Genomic DNA, 14939 nt, shown 5'->3' on the forward strand with positions numbered 1-14939 from the left:
GATCAGCTATATCCAGCTTTGCTGGTTAGCATATAAAAAAATTTTGGGAGGTCGCAATAATGAGAAAAAGCAAAAAAACTGCTTCACTGTTAGTGGTTATGATTTTGGCAATATCCTTACTTGTTACAGCATGTGGTGGCAATAATAAGCCTGCACCATCGAATACTCCAGGTAACAACACTGACCCTACACCAACTCCGGTAGTTGATACTCCGAAAGAAGAAGATTTGAAACCAGTAAAATTAACTGTAGTATATCCTGGCCCTACTCAAAAGGATGAAAAGCTAATTGAGGAAGAATTAAACAAGTTGCTTACTGCAAAAATCAATGCAACAATTGATCTTACTCCAGTAGATTGGGGTCCATGGGATGATACAATCAACCTTATGATCGCTTCTCGTGAAAAAGTTGATGTTCTGTTTACTGCACAATGGAATGGTCATGCAAGTAACGTTGGTAAAGGTGCATTCCTTCCACTTAACGATCTAATTGCACAGTATGGTAAAGGTATAACTGATTCTCAAGATCCTGCATTCTTAGAAGGTGCAAAAATCGATGGTAAAAACTACGGTGTTCCTACAACGAAAGAGCTAGCAGGAGCAGGTGGTATTGTCTACAATAAAGAAGTTGCTGATGAGTTAGGAATCGATATGACAGCGGTAAAAACAATTCAAGACCTTGACGCTGTATATGCTGTAGTAAAAGAAAAAAGACCTGACCTAATTCCACTTTATATCTCTTCAACAGACAATACGTTTAACGCTCACTTCTTTGGTAACTATGATTTCCTAGGTGATGCTACGATTCCTGGTGCTATCTTCAAAGATGGTACTGATACTAAAGTAGCTCCAATCGAAGAATCAGCTCGTTATCTAGAAACAGTAAAAACTACTCGTGATTTCTTCAACAAAGGTTACATCAATGCTGACTCGGCAACAAGCAAAGTATCTTCAGCTGATGCTTGGAAAGCTGGACTTGTATTCTCATCCATCGAGTCATTAAAACCTGGTAAAGCTGAAGAAGTTGCAGGACCTGCTGGTCTTAGCGGTAAACTTGACCAAATTCAATTAACAAACAAAACAATTGCTACATCTGAAACTGCTGGTTCTATGTTAGGTATTCCAACAGCTTCAGAAAATCCAGAGCGTGCAATGATGTTCATTAACCTACTGCACTCTGACAAAGAGATTAATAACCTTATTAACTTTGGTATCAAAGATATTCACTACACGCTTAATGGAGAGATTATGTCAAAAACTGACCGTACTGGTGACTATAGTCCAGGTCATGGTTGGATGTTCGGTAACCAATTCTTGAATTACCTATGGGATTCTGAAGATCCAGAGAAATGGGCTAAATTCGAAGAATTCAATACAGGAGCAGTTGTATCACCAGGTCTAGGATTTGTATTTGATAGTTCGCCTGTTAAGAGCGAAGTTGGAGCTCTTGCGAATGTTATTAAACAATATCAAGTTGCTATCGATCGTGGTGCAGTAGATGTTGATACTGTCCTTCCAGAATATATTGCAGCACTTAAAGCAGCTGGTCTTGATACAGTTGTTGCTGAGAAACAAAAACAATTTGATGCATTCCTTGCTAACAAATAAAGAAATGAACGTAGCAGCTCCAATAGTGAAAACTATTGGAGCTGTTTTTTATGTACTTATAATAAAATGGTTAAAATTAAAACTATTGCGTTTTTATTCCAAAGATATAAAATGAATGTATATATTGGAGTGGGGAAGCGGGGAATGTCTTTATGTTACTTACGTTTCGTCGATTAGCAATTGTGAACATAATTATTACACTTTCTATTACTTTAGTAGGTTGTTCCCTATTTAATAAAAATGCTCCAGCTAATCATGAAAGCGATTTAATAGAGAGAGATTCAGTTGAGGATTTCATCGTAGATGGTAATGGTTATACATTGAAGCTTGTGTATATAGGTACTCCTCAAGTTGATGAGAAATTAATAGAAGATGAAATTAATAAGTATTTATTGAAAGTATTGAATGCAAATATTGATCTCATGGTACTGGATTGGGGATCATGGGATAACAAACAAAATATTATGATTGCATCACGTGAGGAACTTGATATCATATTTACTTCACAATGGAGCAAGCATTCTATGAATGTATCTCGAGGAGCATTCTTACCTTTGAATGACTTACTTAAACAGTATGGTCAAGGGATTATCGAAAACCTTAATCCAACTTTATTAAAAGGATCACAAATAGAAGGGATCAACTATGGTGTACCAACAAATAAAGAATTCGCTGCTCAAGGTGGAGTCATTTATCGTAAAGATATTGCCCATCAGCTTAGTTTAGATATGAGTAAAGTTCATAGTCTGCGAGATTTAGATGAGGTATACGCTATAATTAAAGAAAAGATGCCATCCGTAACTCCATTGTTTGTAAAGCACGGTGAAAATCTCAATTCACATTATATGGTGAATTACGATGGTTTAGGTGATACATCAATTCCAGGCTATATACTAAAAGATAGAAACTCTACGATAGTTAAGCCACTGTATGAGATTGATCGTTACATTGAAAACTTATATTTAGCTAGAGATTTTTTTCAGAAAGACTATACAAATAAGGATGCTGCGACTACACAGATGATGGTTAATGATGCACTATCATCCAATGAGTATTTCTCTATAGTGACGCCAATTAAACCAGGTAAAGCAGATGAATTAGGTGCGCAAACAGGATTATCAGGTAAGTTGGCCCAGATTGAGTTAAATCAAAAATCACTAGCAACTTCAGAGACGGCAGGTTCAATGCTTGCTATATCATCGACGACTAGCCATCCTGAACTGGCTATGGCCTTTATAAATTTATTACATACAGATGTATATTTGAACAACCTCATTAATTTTGGTATTGAAGGTGTTCATTATGAGAAGATTTCAGATAATGTTATACAACAGACTGAGTTAACTGCACGTTACAGTCCAGGATCTAACTGGATGTTAGGAAACCAATTTATCAATTATTTATGGGATACGGAAGACCCCGATAAATGGGAACAATTCAATGAATTTAATGAAGGGGCTGTGCAATCTCCAGGTCTTGGCTTTATATTTGATGGTGAGTCGGTTCGCTCTGAAGTGGCAGCAGTCGTTAATGTAGATAAGCAATATGTCGTGGCCTTAGAGTCTGGTTCAGTTGATCCTGCTGTTGTCTTGCCGGAGTATATTGAAAAGTTGAAAAGTGCAGGAATTGATAAAATCATTGCTGCAAAGCAAGAGCAGTTTGATGCTTTTTTAATGAAGCAGGGCAGATTAACCTCCGAAGACGGTGGTTCTGATACTACGGAAGTTATTGAACCTTAATTAGCTTTCATAATTAATGTAACCTAAGGGTTGAGTGAACATATAATTGTTCACTCAACCCTTTAATCATAGGCTAAAATAGCTACTCGGGCCTCAAGATGATAACTCTCCCCGTCTATAGTCTAGTATAAATACCGTCATAGGTCTGTTTTGAACTTTGCAGAAACCATCTATACTAAGTACATAAGCAAGAGAGCAACGCAAGACGCTGAACGAAAGAATAGAAAGAGGTGACTGTAAGGGATGAATAGCAAATCATTGCTAGGTATTATCTGTATCGTAATTGGTGGTATACTCGCACTAAAGTTTTTCAACATACTTCTAGGTCCGATCATCGCATTTTTGCTTCCATTCATTTTAATCGCATGTGGCGTTATTGGACTTAAGAATGGAAAGAAAATTATCGGTAGCTTGTTCTTAATAATCGGTTTTGTAATGTTACTTGGCGAACTAGGATCTATCCTTACCTTAGTATTAGCGATTGTATTAATCGTTGGTGGTATATCAGTTATTAAAGGGAAGTTTGGTTCACGTTACTAGAAGCTACATTATAATGACACAAAAAGTTTTAGGAGGTTAGAGGATGGGATTTGTTAAACGTATTCGCGACATTACAATGGCAACATTGAATGATCGACTTGAAAAAGCAGAAGATCCAGTGAAATTAATAGATCAGTTTCTATGGTCAACCCGCGATGAGATTATTCAGGCAGAACGTCTTCACCATCAATACTTAAATCACTCGCATCAATTGAAGTCACAATGGTTAAATGCAGAGCAACAAATTGAACGTAAAGAATATCAAGCGATGATAGCTTTGAAAGCTGGAGAGGAAATGATCGCAAGATCAGCGCTTTCCGAAAAAACAATGCTTGTTGAAAGTGCAAATTCCTACCGTGGACTATACGAGCAAAGTAGCGGTTCTTTACTTGAGCTAGAAGATCAACTTAGAGAGTTACGTCAAGAGTATCAGCTTGTATACGATAAACGCAGCTATTATGTATCACGTATGGAATCGCTTCGCTTACAACAAAGAATGAATGAGCGAATGAGCTTCAACAATAGTAATAACCCCGCTGAAGTGATGCGCAAAATGGATTCACGCTTGAATGAGATGGAAAATGAATCTCAAAGTTTGCGAGAAGTTCGTAAAAACAATGGCGGTATTTATGGAGATCCAACTGTTGCAAGCCGTCAAAGTCTCGCAGTTGACCGTGAGATGGAACAGCTTAAGAAAAAATTAAATGGGGAAGGATGGTCCTTGTGAAAAAACTATACCGCTCCAGAACGAATAAGATGCTTTCGGGAGTCTGTGGTGGACTATCTGAACTAACTAATATAGACGCAACCTTGTATCGTATTCTGCTAGTGGTACTTACGATATTAAGTAGTGGAATGCTAGTTCTAGTCTATATCATTGTAAGTATGATCGTCCCAAAAACACCGAATATTTATAATCCGTATGGTCCAACTAATGGTCACCATAACAATCCGTATGGATATCAAAATCCGATGAACGGTCATGATCCAATGAACCAACGTCCATCTTATAATCCGAATTGGAACTCAGCTAGACCAACAGACAACAATGCTTATCAAGCGCCTCCACAAAACAATGATCAGATGATGGCTGATCTTGAAAAAAAAGCATTACGTCGTGAAATAGAAGAATTGAAAACAAAATTATCTCGAATCGAGAAGGGAGAATAATATTATGAGTATTTTCAAAAGAATGAAAGATATGACAAAGGCAAATGTGAATGACTGGTTGGATAAATTAGAGGATCCTGTTGTAATGATTAATCAATATCTGCGTGACATGGAGGCTGAAATTCACCAAGCTGAGGTTACCGTAGCGAAACAAATGGCAGGCGAACGCAATATGCAACAACGTCTTGATGACAGCATTCGCAACTCTACTGATCGTGAATCTAAGGCAGAAGCTGCTCTTCGTGCAAATCAAGAAGAGTTAGCAAGAAAATTACTTGAAGAGAAAATCTATTTCGATCAAAAAATTGTAGAATATACTGAACTACATGCTAATGCGAAGCAACAAGCTGAAGCACTTATGCATCAATTGCACGAAATGAAAGATGAATTCTATCAATTGCGTAATAAACGTAATGAACTTGCATCAAGAGCACAGCTTGCAAAGGCTCAAAAAACAATGAGTTCAATTTCTTCAAATCATACGCTTGAAAATGGAACTGCTTCTCGTGGTTTCCAACGTATGGAAGAAAAAATTATGATGATGGAAGCAGAAGCTGATGTGCAACGTTCATCTTATGGCTACAGCTCAACAAGATCAGCAGCAACACCTACTCAAGCACCACTTACAGCTGCTGACATTGAGCGTCAAATGAAAGTGGAAGAGCAAATTCAAGCAATGAAGAATAAACTTAATCCTGTTGAGTAATCGTATATCACTATAGAATACAAGAAAAGCGGGCCGATTTTCGGTCTGCTCTTTCTTGCATAATGACGTTATGAGAGTGAGGAGCTTCGTGAAAAATTCGGAAGAGTTACCTAACGAAGAAAAAAAAATAAGGTCTAGAGTACTGCTTGAGACATTTATATGGTTATTGATCATTGGAAGCTTCTTGTTAATTATTATGCAAGGAGCAGGAATTCTTCATATTATGAGGTTACAAGGGACATGGTCGATTATCGGTTTAGGCCTACTAGGAGTAGGGCTTGCTGGTTCGGCTGCCTATCAATATTTTATTAATTCTCGATTAAAGGCTTCGATGCGGAAAATACTTGCACAACGCAAGAGCTATTCACCAATAACGTTGATTGGCAGCGAAGATCAAGATACTGGTGTTGAGCAGACAGAAGAAGATTCTCTAAGGGAAGAGCAGGTACGTTTCACTGCAGTCATTGAGGAACGTCAACGACTAGCTAGAGAGTTACATGATGCTGTAAGTCAGCAACTTTTCGCAATATCTATGACTGCTACAGCAGTTAGTAGAACAATTGAACGTGATTGGGAACGTGCAAAGCGACAAGTACAGCTTATTGAAGAGATGGCATCTGTGGCACAATCAGAGATGAGAGCGTTACTTCTTCATTTGCGTCCAGTCCATTTGGATGGTAAAAGTTTAGGGTTAGCATTGACAGCTTTAGTTAATGAGTTGCAACAAAAAATCCCTATGGAAATTGAATTAGTTGTCGATACAACTATCGTTATGCGTGTCGAGATCGAAGATCATCTATTTCGGATTGCTCAAGAAGCGTTATCGAACGCATTACGCCATTCTAAAGCAGAATATATGCTTGTGAAGCTGTATAAGCTTGATCATGATGTACATATGATTATTCAAGATAAAGGTGTAGGGTTCGAGATGGGAACTCGAAAACAAGGCTCCTACGGTCTGCTAACAATGGAAGAGAGAGTTATTGAGCTAGGCGGTCAATTCCGACTTTCTTCAGATGTTGGTGAAGGAACTACCGTATTTGTATCGATACCTTATGAGCCTCCGATCGTTACGAATGTAAGCAAAGGTTAGGAAGGGGTTAATGTATGGATAGACCGATTTCGGTATTATTAGTAGATGATCATGAAATGGTTAGAATAGGATTGGCTGCAGTATTAGATACAGAAGATGGAATTGAAGTCGTGGGTGAAGCTAGTAATGGCTACGATGGAATTCGAATGGCTACAAGCTATCGTCCTGATATTATATTAATGGATCTTGTGATGGAACCTATTGATGGGGTAGAGACGACAAGACAAATACTTGAAGTGCATCCCGATTGTAAAGTAATTGTGCTTACAAGCTTTATTGATGATAGTAAGCTATATCCGGTAATTGAAGCGGGAGCATTTAGTTATTTATTGAAAACATCGAGAGCAACGGAAATAGCAGATGCGATTCGTGCTGCAGCTAGAGGCCAATCGGTAATCGAGGCTCAAGTTGCAGCAAAAATGATGAATCGTCTACGTCAGCCAAAGAGTGAACAGAAGCAACAATTACATGATCTGTTGACTGAACGTGAGATGGATGTATTGAAAAGTGTAGCAAGAGGGTTGTCGAACCAAGAGATTGCTGACGAATTATTTATTGGGGTTAAGACAGTAAAGTTCCATATTACGAACATATTTAACAAATTAGAAGTAGAAGATCGCACTCAAGCAGCTATCTATGCTCATAAGCACGGAGTAGCTGAATAAATAATTGCTCTAATCGAATCACGCAATATTAATTATCGTAGAACGGTAGTTGATATTGCGTGATTTTTTGTGCTCTTATTCTGTCGAGGAACACGAAGAATTGTTACCTATTGGCATCATCGCTACAACGACAACATTAATGCTGTCGAATAGCTCCAAAGCCGCACGGTATAGCGGAATTTGCTTCAGAAATGTCGCACGAAAGTGGCCAAAGTTATGCAGGACATCGAAAGTTTTAAGCGTATTACTATAACTTACAAAGTTAAAAGAAAGTAAGACAGGACGCGAGCAAGCTTGCCTGTCAGTCCGAAGCAAAGCTCTAGAAGTAGGTTTAAAGGTAGTGAGGTTTTAAGGTAATAAGACAGGACGCGAGCAAGCTCGCCTGTCAGTCCGAAGCAAAGCTCAAGAAGAAGGTTTAAGGTAGTAAGGTTTTAAGGTAGTAAGGCAGCAGCGAGGGACTCGCCTGTCAGCACCCAGAAGATGACATGAAGCTAGTGCAATGAAGCGCAGAACGTACGTAGTTGGTACGTGAGCACTGGAATAAACGATGAATGCCATATTCGCAGTCGAATAAGCGACGAAGCAAGACATCGTGATCACAGGCGAGTCGGGGGGATAATGATGGTATATATGATGGCACCGAAGTCTAAACCACAAAAACAATCTCGGTGGAAGTTGATTTTAACAGTAACCATTGTAGTTGTATTAATGTTGTTTGCTTGGATGCAAGAAAAATCAACGGCTCAACAAACCAACCTACAGGCTGAGTTATCTGATTTATCGTTACTATGGAAATGGAGCGATGAGCTACTATTAGATGGTGCTACTGAAGGTGAATGGAATTTACGTTGGGATACATCATTATCTCAGGCAAGTTTTCAACAACTAACTGAGCAATTTTTCAAGGGGAATAAAGGTGAGCCTCTTCCAAAAAACATTAGACATAATGGAGCAACGATTGATGGACTTGGAGCATTACAAGGAAGTCATTTGCAATTAAGTCTAATTGAGCAGGCAAATGATATTAATACTTCAATAATTTTATTGCGAATTGAGCAAGGTAATATAGATAGATTAGAAAGCATGAAATCATATGTTCACCAATTGCATACTCTAATTACTGTTCAAGATCCTCAAGCACAATTAAGTATGAAAGTTTTTGGCACAGCTAAAAATGATGAGAGTTTAAAAACATTACAAAACCTGTCGATTAGTAAAATTGTGGAGCAGTATGAGGATACAGGAACAAAAAGTAGTACATTATTTACAAATAGTGTCCAAACATCTAGATGGGTTAATAATGGGAAAATGGCTAATTTACAATTATCAGAACACCACAGTAGTATAGACAATGAAGTAACAATTACTTTAGCAATTCCGCTTATTAGTGGGGAATTCGGTGAAATTATGGTCGAAAATTAAACTAATTAGAAGTACTTAACATGTTTATTAGTAATTTTTATGCAAACTTCATGGCGAATTGAGGATGAATATGCTAAACTACATTACATGTAAATATGTATAAATATTATAAAGAAAGAATGAGACAAATGACCTACAATACTTCAATTGAATCCGTTTCACCAGAAGGTGCTATCTACTATTTGTTTGGTGCAACTGGAGATTTGGCGCGACGTAAGCTATTCCCGGCATTGTTCAGTTTATATAAAGAAGGAAAATTGTCGGAAAACTTTGCAGTTGTTGGCTTAGCTCGTCGTCCACGTACTAATGAGCAGTTTCGCTCAGATCTATATGATTCCATCAATGAATTCTGTCGATATAAAGCTGATGATCTAAATATGTGGAATCGATTTGCAGAACATTTCGTATATATGTCTCTTGATATAAACGATGTGGAAGGCTTTAAAGCTTTAGATGCTCTTTCTTCTGAACTTGATGAACAATTCGATATACCTGGTAATCGTTTGTTCTATCTAGCATTAGCACCGTCGTTGTTTGGACCTGTGTCATTCAATATGCGTGATGGTGGTATGTTACAATCTAAAGGTTGGCATCGTCTAGTTATCGAAAAACCTTTTGGTTATGATCTACCGTCTGCACAAGAGTTGAACAAGCAATTGAACCAAGTGTTCAAGGAAGAAGAAATATTCCGTATTGACCACTATCTTGGTAAAGAAATGGTTCAAAATATTCAAGTGCTACGTTTCTCTAACTCATTCTTTGAGCCACTTTGGAATAATAAACATATTGCGAATGTACAGATAACTCTATCTGAAACGGTTGGAGTAGAAGATCGTGGTGGATACTATGATAAATCAGGTGCATTGCGTGATATGGGGCAAAACCATATGCTTCAAATGTTGTCCATGATTGCTATGGAACCGCCTAGTCGTCTTGTAGGTGAAGATGTTCGCGATGAGAAAGTAAAAGTACTACGCTCATTACGTAACTATACATCAAGCGATGATGTTCGTAATAATGTTATTCGTGGTCAATATTCAGCAGGTAAATTTGGTGACAAAGCGTTGCTAGGTTACCGTGAAGAGGATTCGGTTGATGATAGTTCTACAACTGAAACGTATTTCTCTGCAAAAGTAATGATCGATAACTTCCGTTGGGCAGGCGTTCCATTCTACATCCGTACAGGTAAACGTCTACCAGTTAAAACAACAGAAGTTGTAATTGAATTCAAACCCGTTGCAAATAACATACTATTTGGTACAAAGCATAATCTTGCACCAAACTTATTAGTTATTCGTGTTAACCCAATGGAAGGCATTTATATTAAACTAAATGCTAAGAAACCGGGGTCTGACAATGAAGTTCAGCCAGTAAATATGGAATTCTGCCAAAGCTGCTTAGTAGGTATTAATACACCAGAAGCGTACGAGCGTCTAATTAATGATGCTGCACATGGTGATTCTACGTACTTTACGCGCTGGGATGAAGTCTCACATGCATGGTCATTTGTTGATAAAATCGCTCAAGCTTGGCGTGAAGAATCTAGTGATCTACAATTCTATCCTGCAGGCTCTTGGGGTCCAACAGCTTCGGATGATTTGTTAGCCAAAGATAATTTCCACTGGTGGCCGGTAAATGGTCAAGATGAAGATAATGTTATTTGGATTACAAATAGCCGATAATAGAAGTTCGCCTTTATTGAAATAAGAAGAAGTCAGTTACTCCTGTACTACGAGTAATGAAGGGAAGGCAAGTATGAGTCTAAGTAAAGAAATAATACAAGAAGTTGACAAGCGACGCACATTTGCTATTATCGCCCATCCCGATGCAGGTAAGACAACATTAACAGAGAAGCTCCTCCTATTCGGAGGAGCCATTCGTCTTGCCGGGTCTGTTAAGGCTCGTAAGGCTAGTCGTCATGCTACATCAGACTGGATGGAAATTGAGAAGCAACGTGGTATCTCTGTTACATCTTCCGTTATGCAATTTGATTATTTGGGACATCGAGTTAACATATTGGATACACCTGGTCACCAAGATTTCTCTGAAGATACGTATCGTACGCTAACAGCTGCTGATAGTGCAGTAATGCTTATTGACGTAGCTAAAGGTGTCGAGGCACAGACTATTAAGTTGTTCCAAGTATGTCGTCAACGCGGTATTCCGATTTTTACGTTTATTAATAAATTAGACCGTGAAGGTAAATCTCCGTTCGATCTAATGGAAGAACTAGAGCAAGTGCTTGGTATTCGTTCCGTACCGATGAACTGGCCAATTGGTTCTGGTCGTGAGCTTTGTGGTGTGTATGATCGTATGAAAAACCAAGTTGAGCTATTCCAAGGGAAAGATCACAATACGATCGAAGTGAAAAAAGTCGATGATTATAACGATCCAATCATTCGCGAGATGGCTGGTGATTTTCTAACAGATCAATTGATATCTGATCTTGAACTATTAGATGTTGCTGGCGATGCTTTCGATTATGACAAAGTTCGTTCTGGTGAATTGACGCCAATCTTCTTCGGTAGTGCGGTTAATAATTTTGGTGTACAAACTTTCCTTGATAACTTCTTGGAACTTGCACCAAAACCAGGCCCGAAACTAAGTGAAGAAGGTCCAGTTGAACCCTCTGATGAGAAGTTCAGTGGATATGTGTTCAAAATTCAAGCGAATATGAATCCTGCTCACCGAGATCGTATTGCTTTCTTACGTATTTGTTCTGGTCGTTTCGAGCGTGGAATGTCAGTTAAACATGTACGTAATGGTAAGACGATTAAGCTTGCCCAACCACAGCAGTTTCTTGCTCAAGATCGTGATATTGTTGACGTTGCTTATCCAGGTGATATTATCGGTTTGTTCGATCCGGGTATTTTCCGTATTGGAGATTCTTTATCACAAGGTAAAGATATTGTATTTAATGAATTACCAACATTCTCACCAGAAATTTTTGCTAAAGTTACTGTGAAAAATGCCTTAAAACAAAAGCAGTATCAAAAAGGTATTGATCAATTAACTGAAGAGGGTACAATTCAAGTATTCTATTCCGTAGGTAGTTTTAGTGAAACGATTCTTGGGGTAGTTGGTCAATTGCAATTTGAAGTATTCCAACATCGAATGTTAGCTGAATATGGAGTCGAACTTCAACTTCATCGTATGACGTTCCAGTTTGCACGTTGGATTATTGATGAGAAAATTGATCCAAGTAAATTCCGTATCAATTCTACACTCGTTAAAGATAAGAAAGGCAATTATGTTGCTCTATTCGAAAATGAGTATGCGATGCGTACGGCTGTTGATAAAAATCCAAATACAAAATTTTTAGAGATCGCTCCTTAGAGCGATCTTTTTTTATAGCGAATATGTGGTAACTTGTAAAGATAAAAGACATTTTAATGTTATAGAAACGATTGACAAGAAAACGATTACATGAAATAATGAACGCGTGTACATTATGGATATTTTTTTATCATTCGCATAAATAGAAGTAATGAAAAGTTGTTGAGTATGCTTTCGAAGTACTTTTCATATGCGAGGTAGTAATAGTAAGAAGTGATGAAAAGTAGTAGTATATGCTTTCGAATTACTTTTCATTTCAGTGAAGTAGAATCAAGAAGTGATGAAAAGTTGGAGGAGGTTAATGAATGAGTAGGAAGGATGTTGCTAAGCTAGCAGGAGTATCGGAGGCGACCGTTTCACGCGTAATGAATAATGTAAGTCCAATTAAGCAAGAAACGCGTGATAAGGTCATGAAAGCAGCCGAACAGCTTGGCTATGAACTGAATGCGTTAGCTCAGCAACTAGCCCGTCAAAAAAGTGGGAATATTGGAGTGGTATTACCTTACGTTCCTAAAGTGCATTTGTTTTCCACTTACTACTTTTCTGAAATATTAAGTGGCATCGCCGAGGTAGCAAGGAGAGCGAATGTAGATCTTCTTATGCTATTCCAAGAGACATCGGATAAGAAGGATTATAGTAGATTGTTTCGCTCTAAAAAGATCGATAGTTGCATTATTTTAGGTGCAACTGACACAGAGGATGAACGAGATGCTTTACAAGATCTTGAAGATAATCATTTTCCCTTTGTGATTATTAATCAAAAATTCAATGAAAAACAATACGCATTTGTAGATGGGGATCATGAAAGAGGAAGTTATGAGGCTGTTAATCATCTTCTTGATCGTGGCAGTGAAAAAATAGCATTTTTGAATGGACCTACTCAATTTTCGAATAGTGTAGATAGGCACAATGGTTACATACGTGCACTGACTGAACGAGGTATAAGTATGGATCCTAGATGGCTATTTGAAGGTAATTATAGCCGGAAAAGTGGTATTGTTGCAGCGACTTCATTAGCTGTATTAATTAAAGAAGGTCATATAGATGGAATATTCGCGGCGAATGATCGAATGGCAATCGGCGTTATGGATGGATTAACGAACTACGGTCTTGAGGCAGGTAAAGATTATCGGATTATTGGTTATGATGATTCCGATGGATCGCGCATTGTTTCCCCAAAACTATCGTCTGTAGCAGTTCCTTTCTACGAGATGGGCGTTCAAGCTGCGAGTATGCTGCTAGAGCCAACTAATGATCAGGAACAATCAAATAGTCGCATTCTACCTGTAAAGCTAGTAGTTAGACAAAGCTCATAAAATAACTTGATATGAAGGGTGGACATCAATATGAAAAAAGTTCGCGTTGGTATGGTTGGTTATAAATTTATGGGGAAAGCACATAGTAATGCTTATCGTGTATTACCAATGTTCTTTCCACAATCCGTTGCACCTGAGATGAAAGCAATTTGTGGGCGCGATCCTGTAGCACTTGAGAAAGCAAGAGTACAATTTGGCTGGGAAGAGGCAGTGACAGATTGGAGAGAGTTATTACAACGAGATGAAATTGATGTAGTTGATATAAATGCACCTAGTGATGCTCACAAAGATATAGCGGTTGCTGCTGCCAGAGCGGGTAAGCATTTATTCTGCGAAAAACCACTTGCACTATCATTAGCAGATGCAAGAGAGATGCTAGAAGAAGCTGAGACAGCTGGCGTGAAACATATGGTAGGTTTCAATTATCGATTTGCTCCAGCTGTTCAGTTAGCTAAAAAGTTAATTGAAGAAGGTAGAATCGGTCAGATCTATCATTTCCGTGGTCAGTTTTTACAAGACTGGATTATGGATCCGCAATTCCCACTCGTATGGAGACTGCAAAAAGAAATTGCTGGATCAGGTTCATTGGGAGATCTTGGAGCTCATGTTATTGATACGGCTCGTTTCCTTGTTGGAGAATTCCAAGAAGTAATCGGTATGAGTGATACATTCATTAAGGAGCGTCCAATTGCTGAAGGTATGACCGGACTTAGTGCAACGGGGGGATCTAACTCTACTGAAATGGGACCAGTTACTGTTGACGATGCAACGCTTATAATGGCTCGTTTCGAAAATGGAGCATTAGGTAGCATTGAAGCTACTAGATTTGCAGGTGGACATCGTTGTACAAATGGTTTCGAGATTAATGGTAGTAAAGGAAGTATCCGCTTTGACTTTGAACGAATGAATGAGTTGGAAGTTTACTTTACCGATGATGCCGCTGATGTGCAAGGTTTCCGTCGTGTGTTAGCTACTGATTCTGTGCATGCTTATATGGATGCATGGTGGCCAGCAGGACATACGATCGGTTATGAGCATACGTTCACACACGAAGTCGTAGAGTTAATGAAAGCATTTGAGGAAGATAGACAACCAAGTCCAAACTTCGTAGACGGTGTAAAATGTCAAGAAGTTTTGGAAGCCGTCGAACGCTCGATAGAAGAACGCAGATGGGTAGCTATCAGTGAAGTTTAGATAATATTTTCGTTACAAGGAAGGTAAGAATATAACACTACGAAAAGTTTGGTATATGCTTTCGAAGTAACTTTTCGTTGCGAAGAAGCTATCAATATAATACTACGAAAAGTTTGGTATATGCTTTCGGAGTAACTTTTCGTTGCGAAGA

General features: G+C 38.4%; 13 protein-coding genes. All 13 read left to right on the forward strand.

The genetic code is table 11. From position 1 onward, the window contains the following. Window positions 1–59: 59 nt before the first annotated feature. The 13 genes from NAG76_12495 (at window position 60) to NAG76_12555 (ending at window position 14788) form a co-directional block, all read left to right on the forward strand. The gene (locus NAG76_12495) at window positions 60–1607 is read left to right on the forward strand and encodes an ABC transporter substrate-binding protein (protein URN92672.1); all 1548 of its coding nucleotides are present in this window, start codon (window positions 60–62) and stop codon (window positions 1605–1607) included. Window positions 1608–1759: 152 nt separating this feature from the next. Then, window positions 1760–3346 (forward strand): ABC transporter substrate-binding protein, encoded by a 1587-nt coding sequence (locus NAG76_12500; GenBank protein URN92673.1) that lies wholly within the window; start codon window positions 1760–1762, stop codon window positions 3344–3346. A 243-nt stretch (window positions 3347–3589) separates the two neighbouring features. Beyond that, a complete protein-coding gene (locus NAG76_12505) occupies window positions 3590–3886 on the forward strand; it encodes a hypothetical protein (GenBank protein ID URN92674.1) in 297 nt (98 codons plus the stop codon). A 43-nt stretch (window positions 3887–3929) separates the two neighbouring features. Continuing rightward, the gene (locus tag NAG76_12510) at window positions 3930–4613 is read left to right on the forward strand and encodes a PspA/IM30 family protein (GenBank protein URN92675.1); all 684 of its coding nucleotides are present in this window, start codon (window positions 3930–3932) and stop codon (window positions 4611–4613) included. Further along, window positions 4601–5056, forward strand: a complete 456-nt coding sequence (locus NAG76_12515; protein URN92676.1) for a PspC domain-containing protein — start codon at window positions 4601–4603, stop codon at window positions 5054–5056. Before NAG76_12510 ends, NAG76_12515 begins: the two co-directional genes overlap by 13 nt. A 4-nt stretch (window positions 5057–5060) precedes the next feature. Continuing rightward, the gene (locus tag NAG76_12520) at window positions 5061–5762 is read left to right on the forward strand and encodes a PspA/IM30 family protein (GenBank protein URN92677.1); all 702 of its coding nucleotides are present in this window, start codon (window positions 5061–5063) and stop codon (window positions 5760–5762) included. 88 nt (window positions 5763–5850) lie between these two features. Then, window positions 5851–6855 carry a sensor histidine kinase gene (locus NAG76_12525; GenBank protein URN92678.1) on the forward strand — a complete coding sequence of 335 codons (1005 nt, stop codon included), beginning with the start codon at window positions 5851–5853 and terminating at the stop codon, window positions 6853–6855. A gap of 14 nt (window positions 6856–6869) precedes the next feature. After that, window positions 6870–7520, forward strand: a complete 651-nt coding sequence (locus NAG76_12530) for a response regulator transcription factor (GenBank protein ID URN92679.1) — start codon at window positions 6870–6872, stop codon at window positions 7518–7520. A gap of 621 nt (window positions 7521–8141) precedes the next feature. Then, window positions 8142–8942 (forward strand): YwmB family TATA-box binding protein, encoded by an 801-nt coding sequence (locus NAG76_12535; protein URN92680.1) that lies wholly within the window; start codon window positions 8142–8144, stop codon window positions 8940–8942. Window positions 8943–9070: 128 nt separating this feature from the next. Next, the gene (zwf, locus tag NAG76_12540; GenBank protein URN92681.1) at window positions 9071–10624 is read left to right on the forward strand and encodes a glucose-6-phosphate dehydrogenase; all 1554 of its coding nucleotides are present in this window, start codon (window positions 9071–9073) and stop codon (window positions 10622–10624) included. A 73-nt stretch (window positions 10625–10697) separates the two neighbouring features. Then, window positions 10698–12278, forward strand: coding sequence for a peptide chain release factor 3 (locus tag NAG76_12545; protein URN92682.1), 1581 nt, complete (start codon window positions 10698–10700; stop codon window positions 12276–12278). 305 nt (window positions 12279–12583) lie between these two features. Next, window positions 12584–13594, forward strand: a complete 1011-nt coding sequence (locus NAG76_12550; GenBank protein URN92683.1) for a LacI family transcriptional regulator — start codon at window positions 12584–12586, stop codon at window positions 13592–13594. Between the two features lie 30 nt (window positions 13595–13624). Beyond that, window positions 13625–14788 carry a Gfo/Idh/MocA family oxidoreductase gene (locus NAG76_12555; protein URN92684.1) on the forward strand — a complete coding sequence of 388 codons (1164 nt, stop codon included), beginning with the start codon at window positions 13625–13627 and terminating at the stop codon, window positions 14786–14788. Window positions 14789–14939 lie beyond the last annotated feature (151 nt).

The sequence above is a fragment of the Candidatus Pristimantibacillus lignocellulolyticus genome (assembly GCA_023639215.1).
GTDB classification, from domain to species: domain Bacteria; phylum Bacillota; class Bacilli; order Paenibacillales; family Paenibacillaceae; genus Pristimantibacillus; species Pristimantibacillus lignocellulolyticus.

Coding starts and splice junctions, on each gene's coding strand:
- NAG76_12495 (URN92672.1), top strand. CDS start 60: ATGAGAAAAAGCAAAAAAACTGCTTCACTGTTAGTGGTTATGATTTTG.
- NAG76_12500 (URN92673.1), top strand. CDS start 1,760: ATGTTACTTACGTTTCGTCGATTAGCAATTGTGAACATAATTATTACA.
- NAG76_12505 (URN92674.1), top strand. CDS start 3,590: ATGAATAGCAAATCATTGCTAGGTATTATCTGTATCGTAATTGGTGGT.
- NAG76_12510 (URN92675.1), top strand. CDS start 3,930: ATGGGATTTGTTAAACGTATTCGCGACATTACAATGGCAACATTGAAT.
- NAG76_12515 (URN92676.1), top strand. CDS start 4,601: ATGGTCCTTGTGAAAAAACTATACCGCTCCAGAACGAATAAGATGCTT.
- NAG76_12520 (URN92677.1), top strand. CDS start 5,061: ATGAGTATTTTCAAAAGAATGAAAGATATGACAAAGGCAAATGTGAAT.
- NAG76_12530 (URN92679.1), top strand. CDS start 6,870: ATGGATAGACCGATTTCGGTATTATTAGTAGATGATCATGAAATGGTT.
- NAG76_12535 (URN92680.1), top strand. CDS start 8,142: ATGGTATATATGATGGCACCGAAGTCTAAACCACAAAAACAATCTCGG.
- zwf (URN92681.1), top strand. CDS start 9,071: ATGACCTACAATACTTCAATTGAATCCGTTTCACCAGAAGGTGCTATC.
- NAG76_12545 (URN92682.1), top strand. CDS start 10,698: ATGAGTCTAAGTAAAGAAATAATACAAGAAGTTGACAAGCGACGCACA.
- NAG76_12550 (URN92683.1), top strand. CDS start 12,584: ATGAGTAGGAAGGATGTTGCTAAGCTAGCAGGAGTATCGGAGGCGACC.
- NAG76_12555 (URN92684.1), top strand. CDS start 13,625: ATGAAAAAAGTTCGCGTTGGTATGGTTGGTTATAAATTTATGGGGAAA.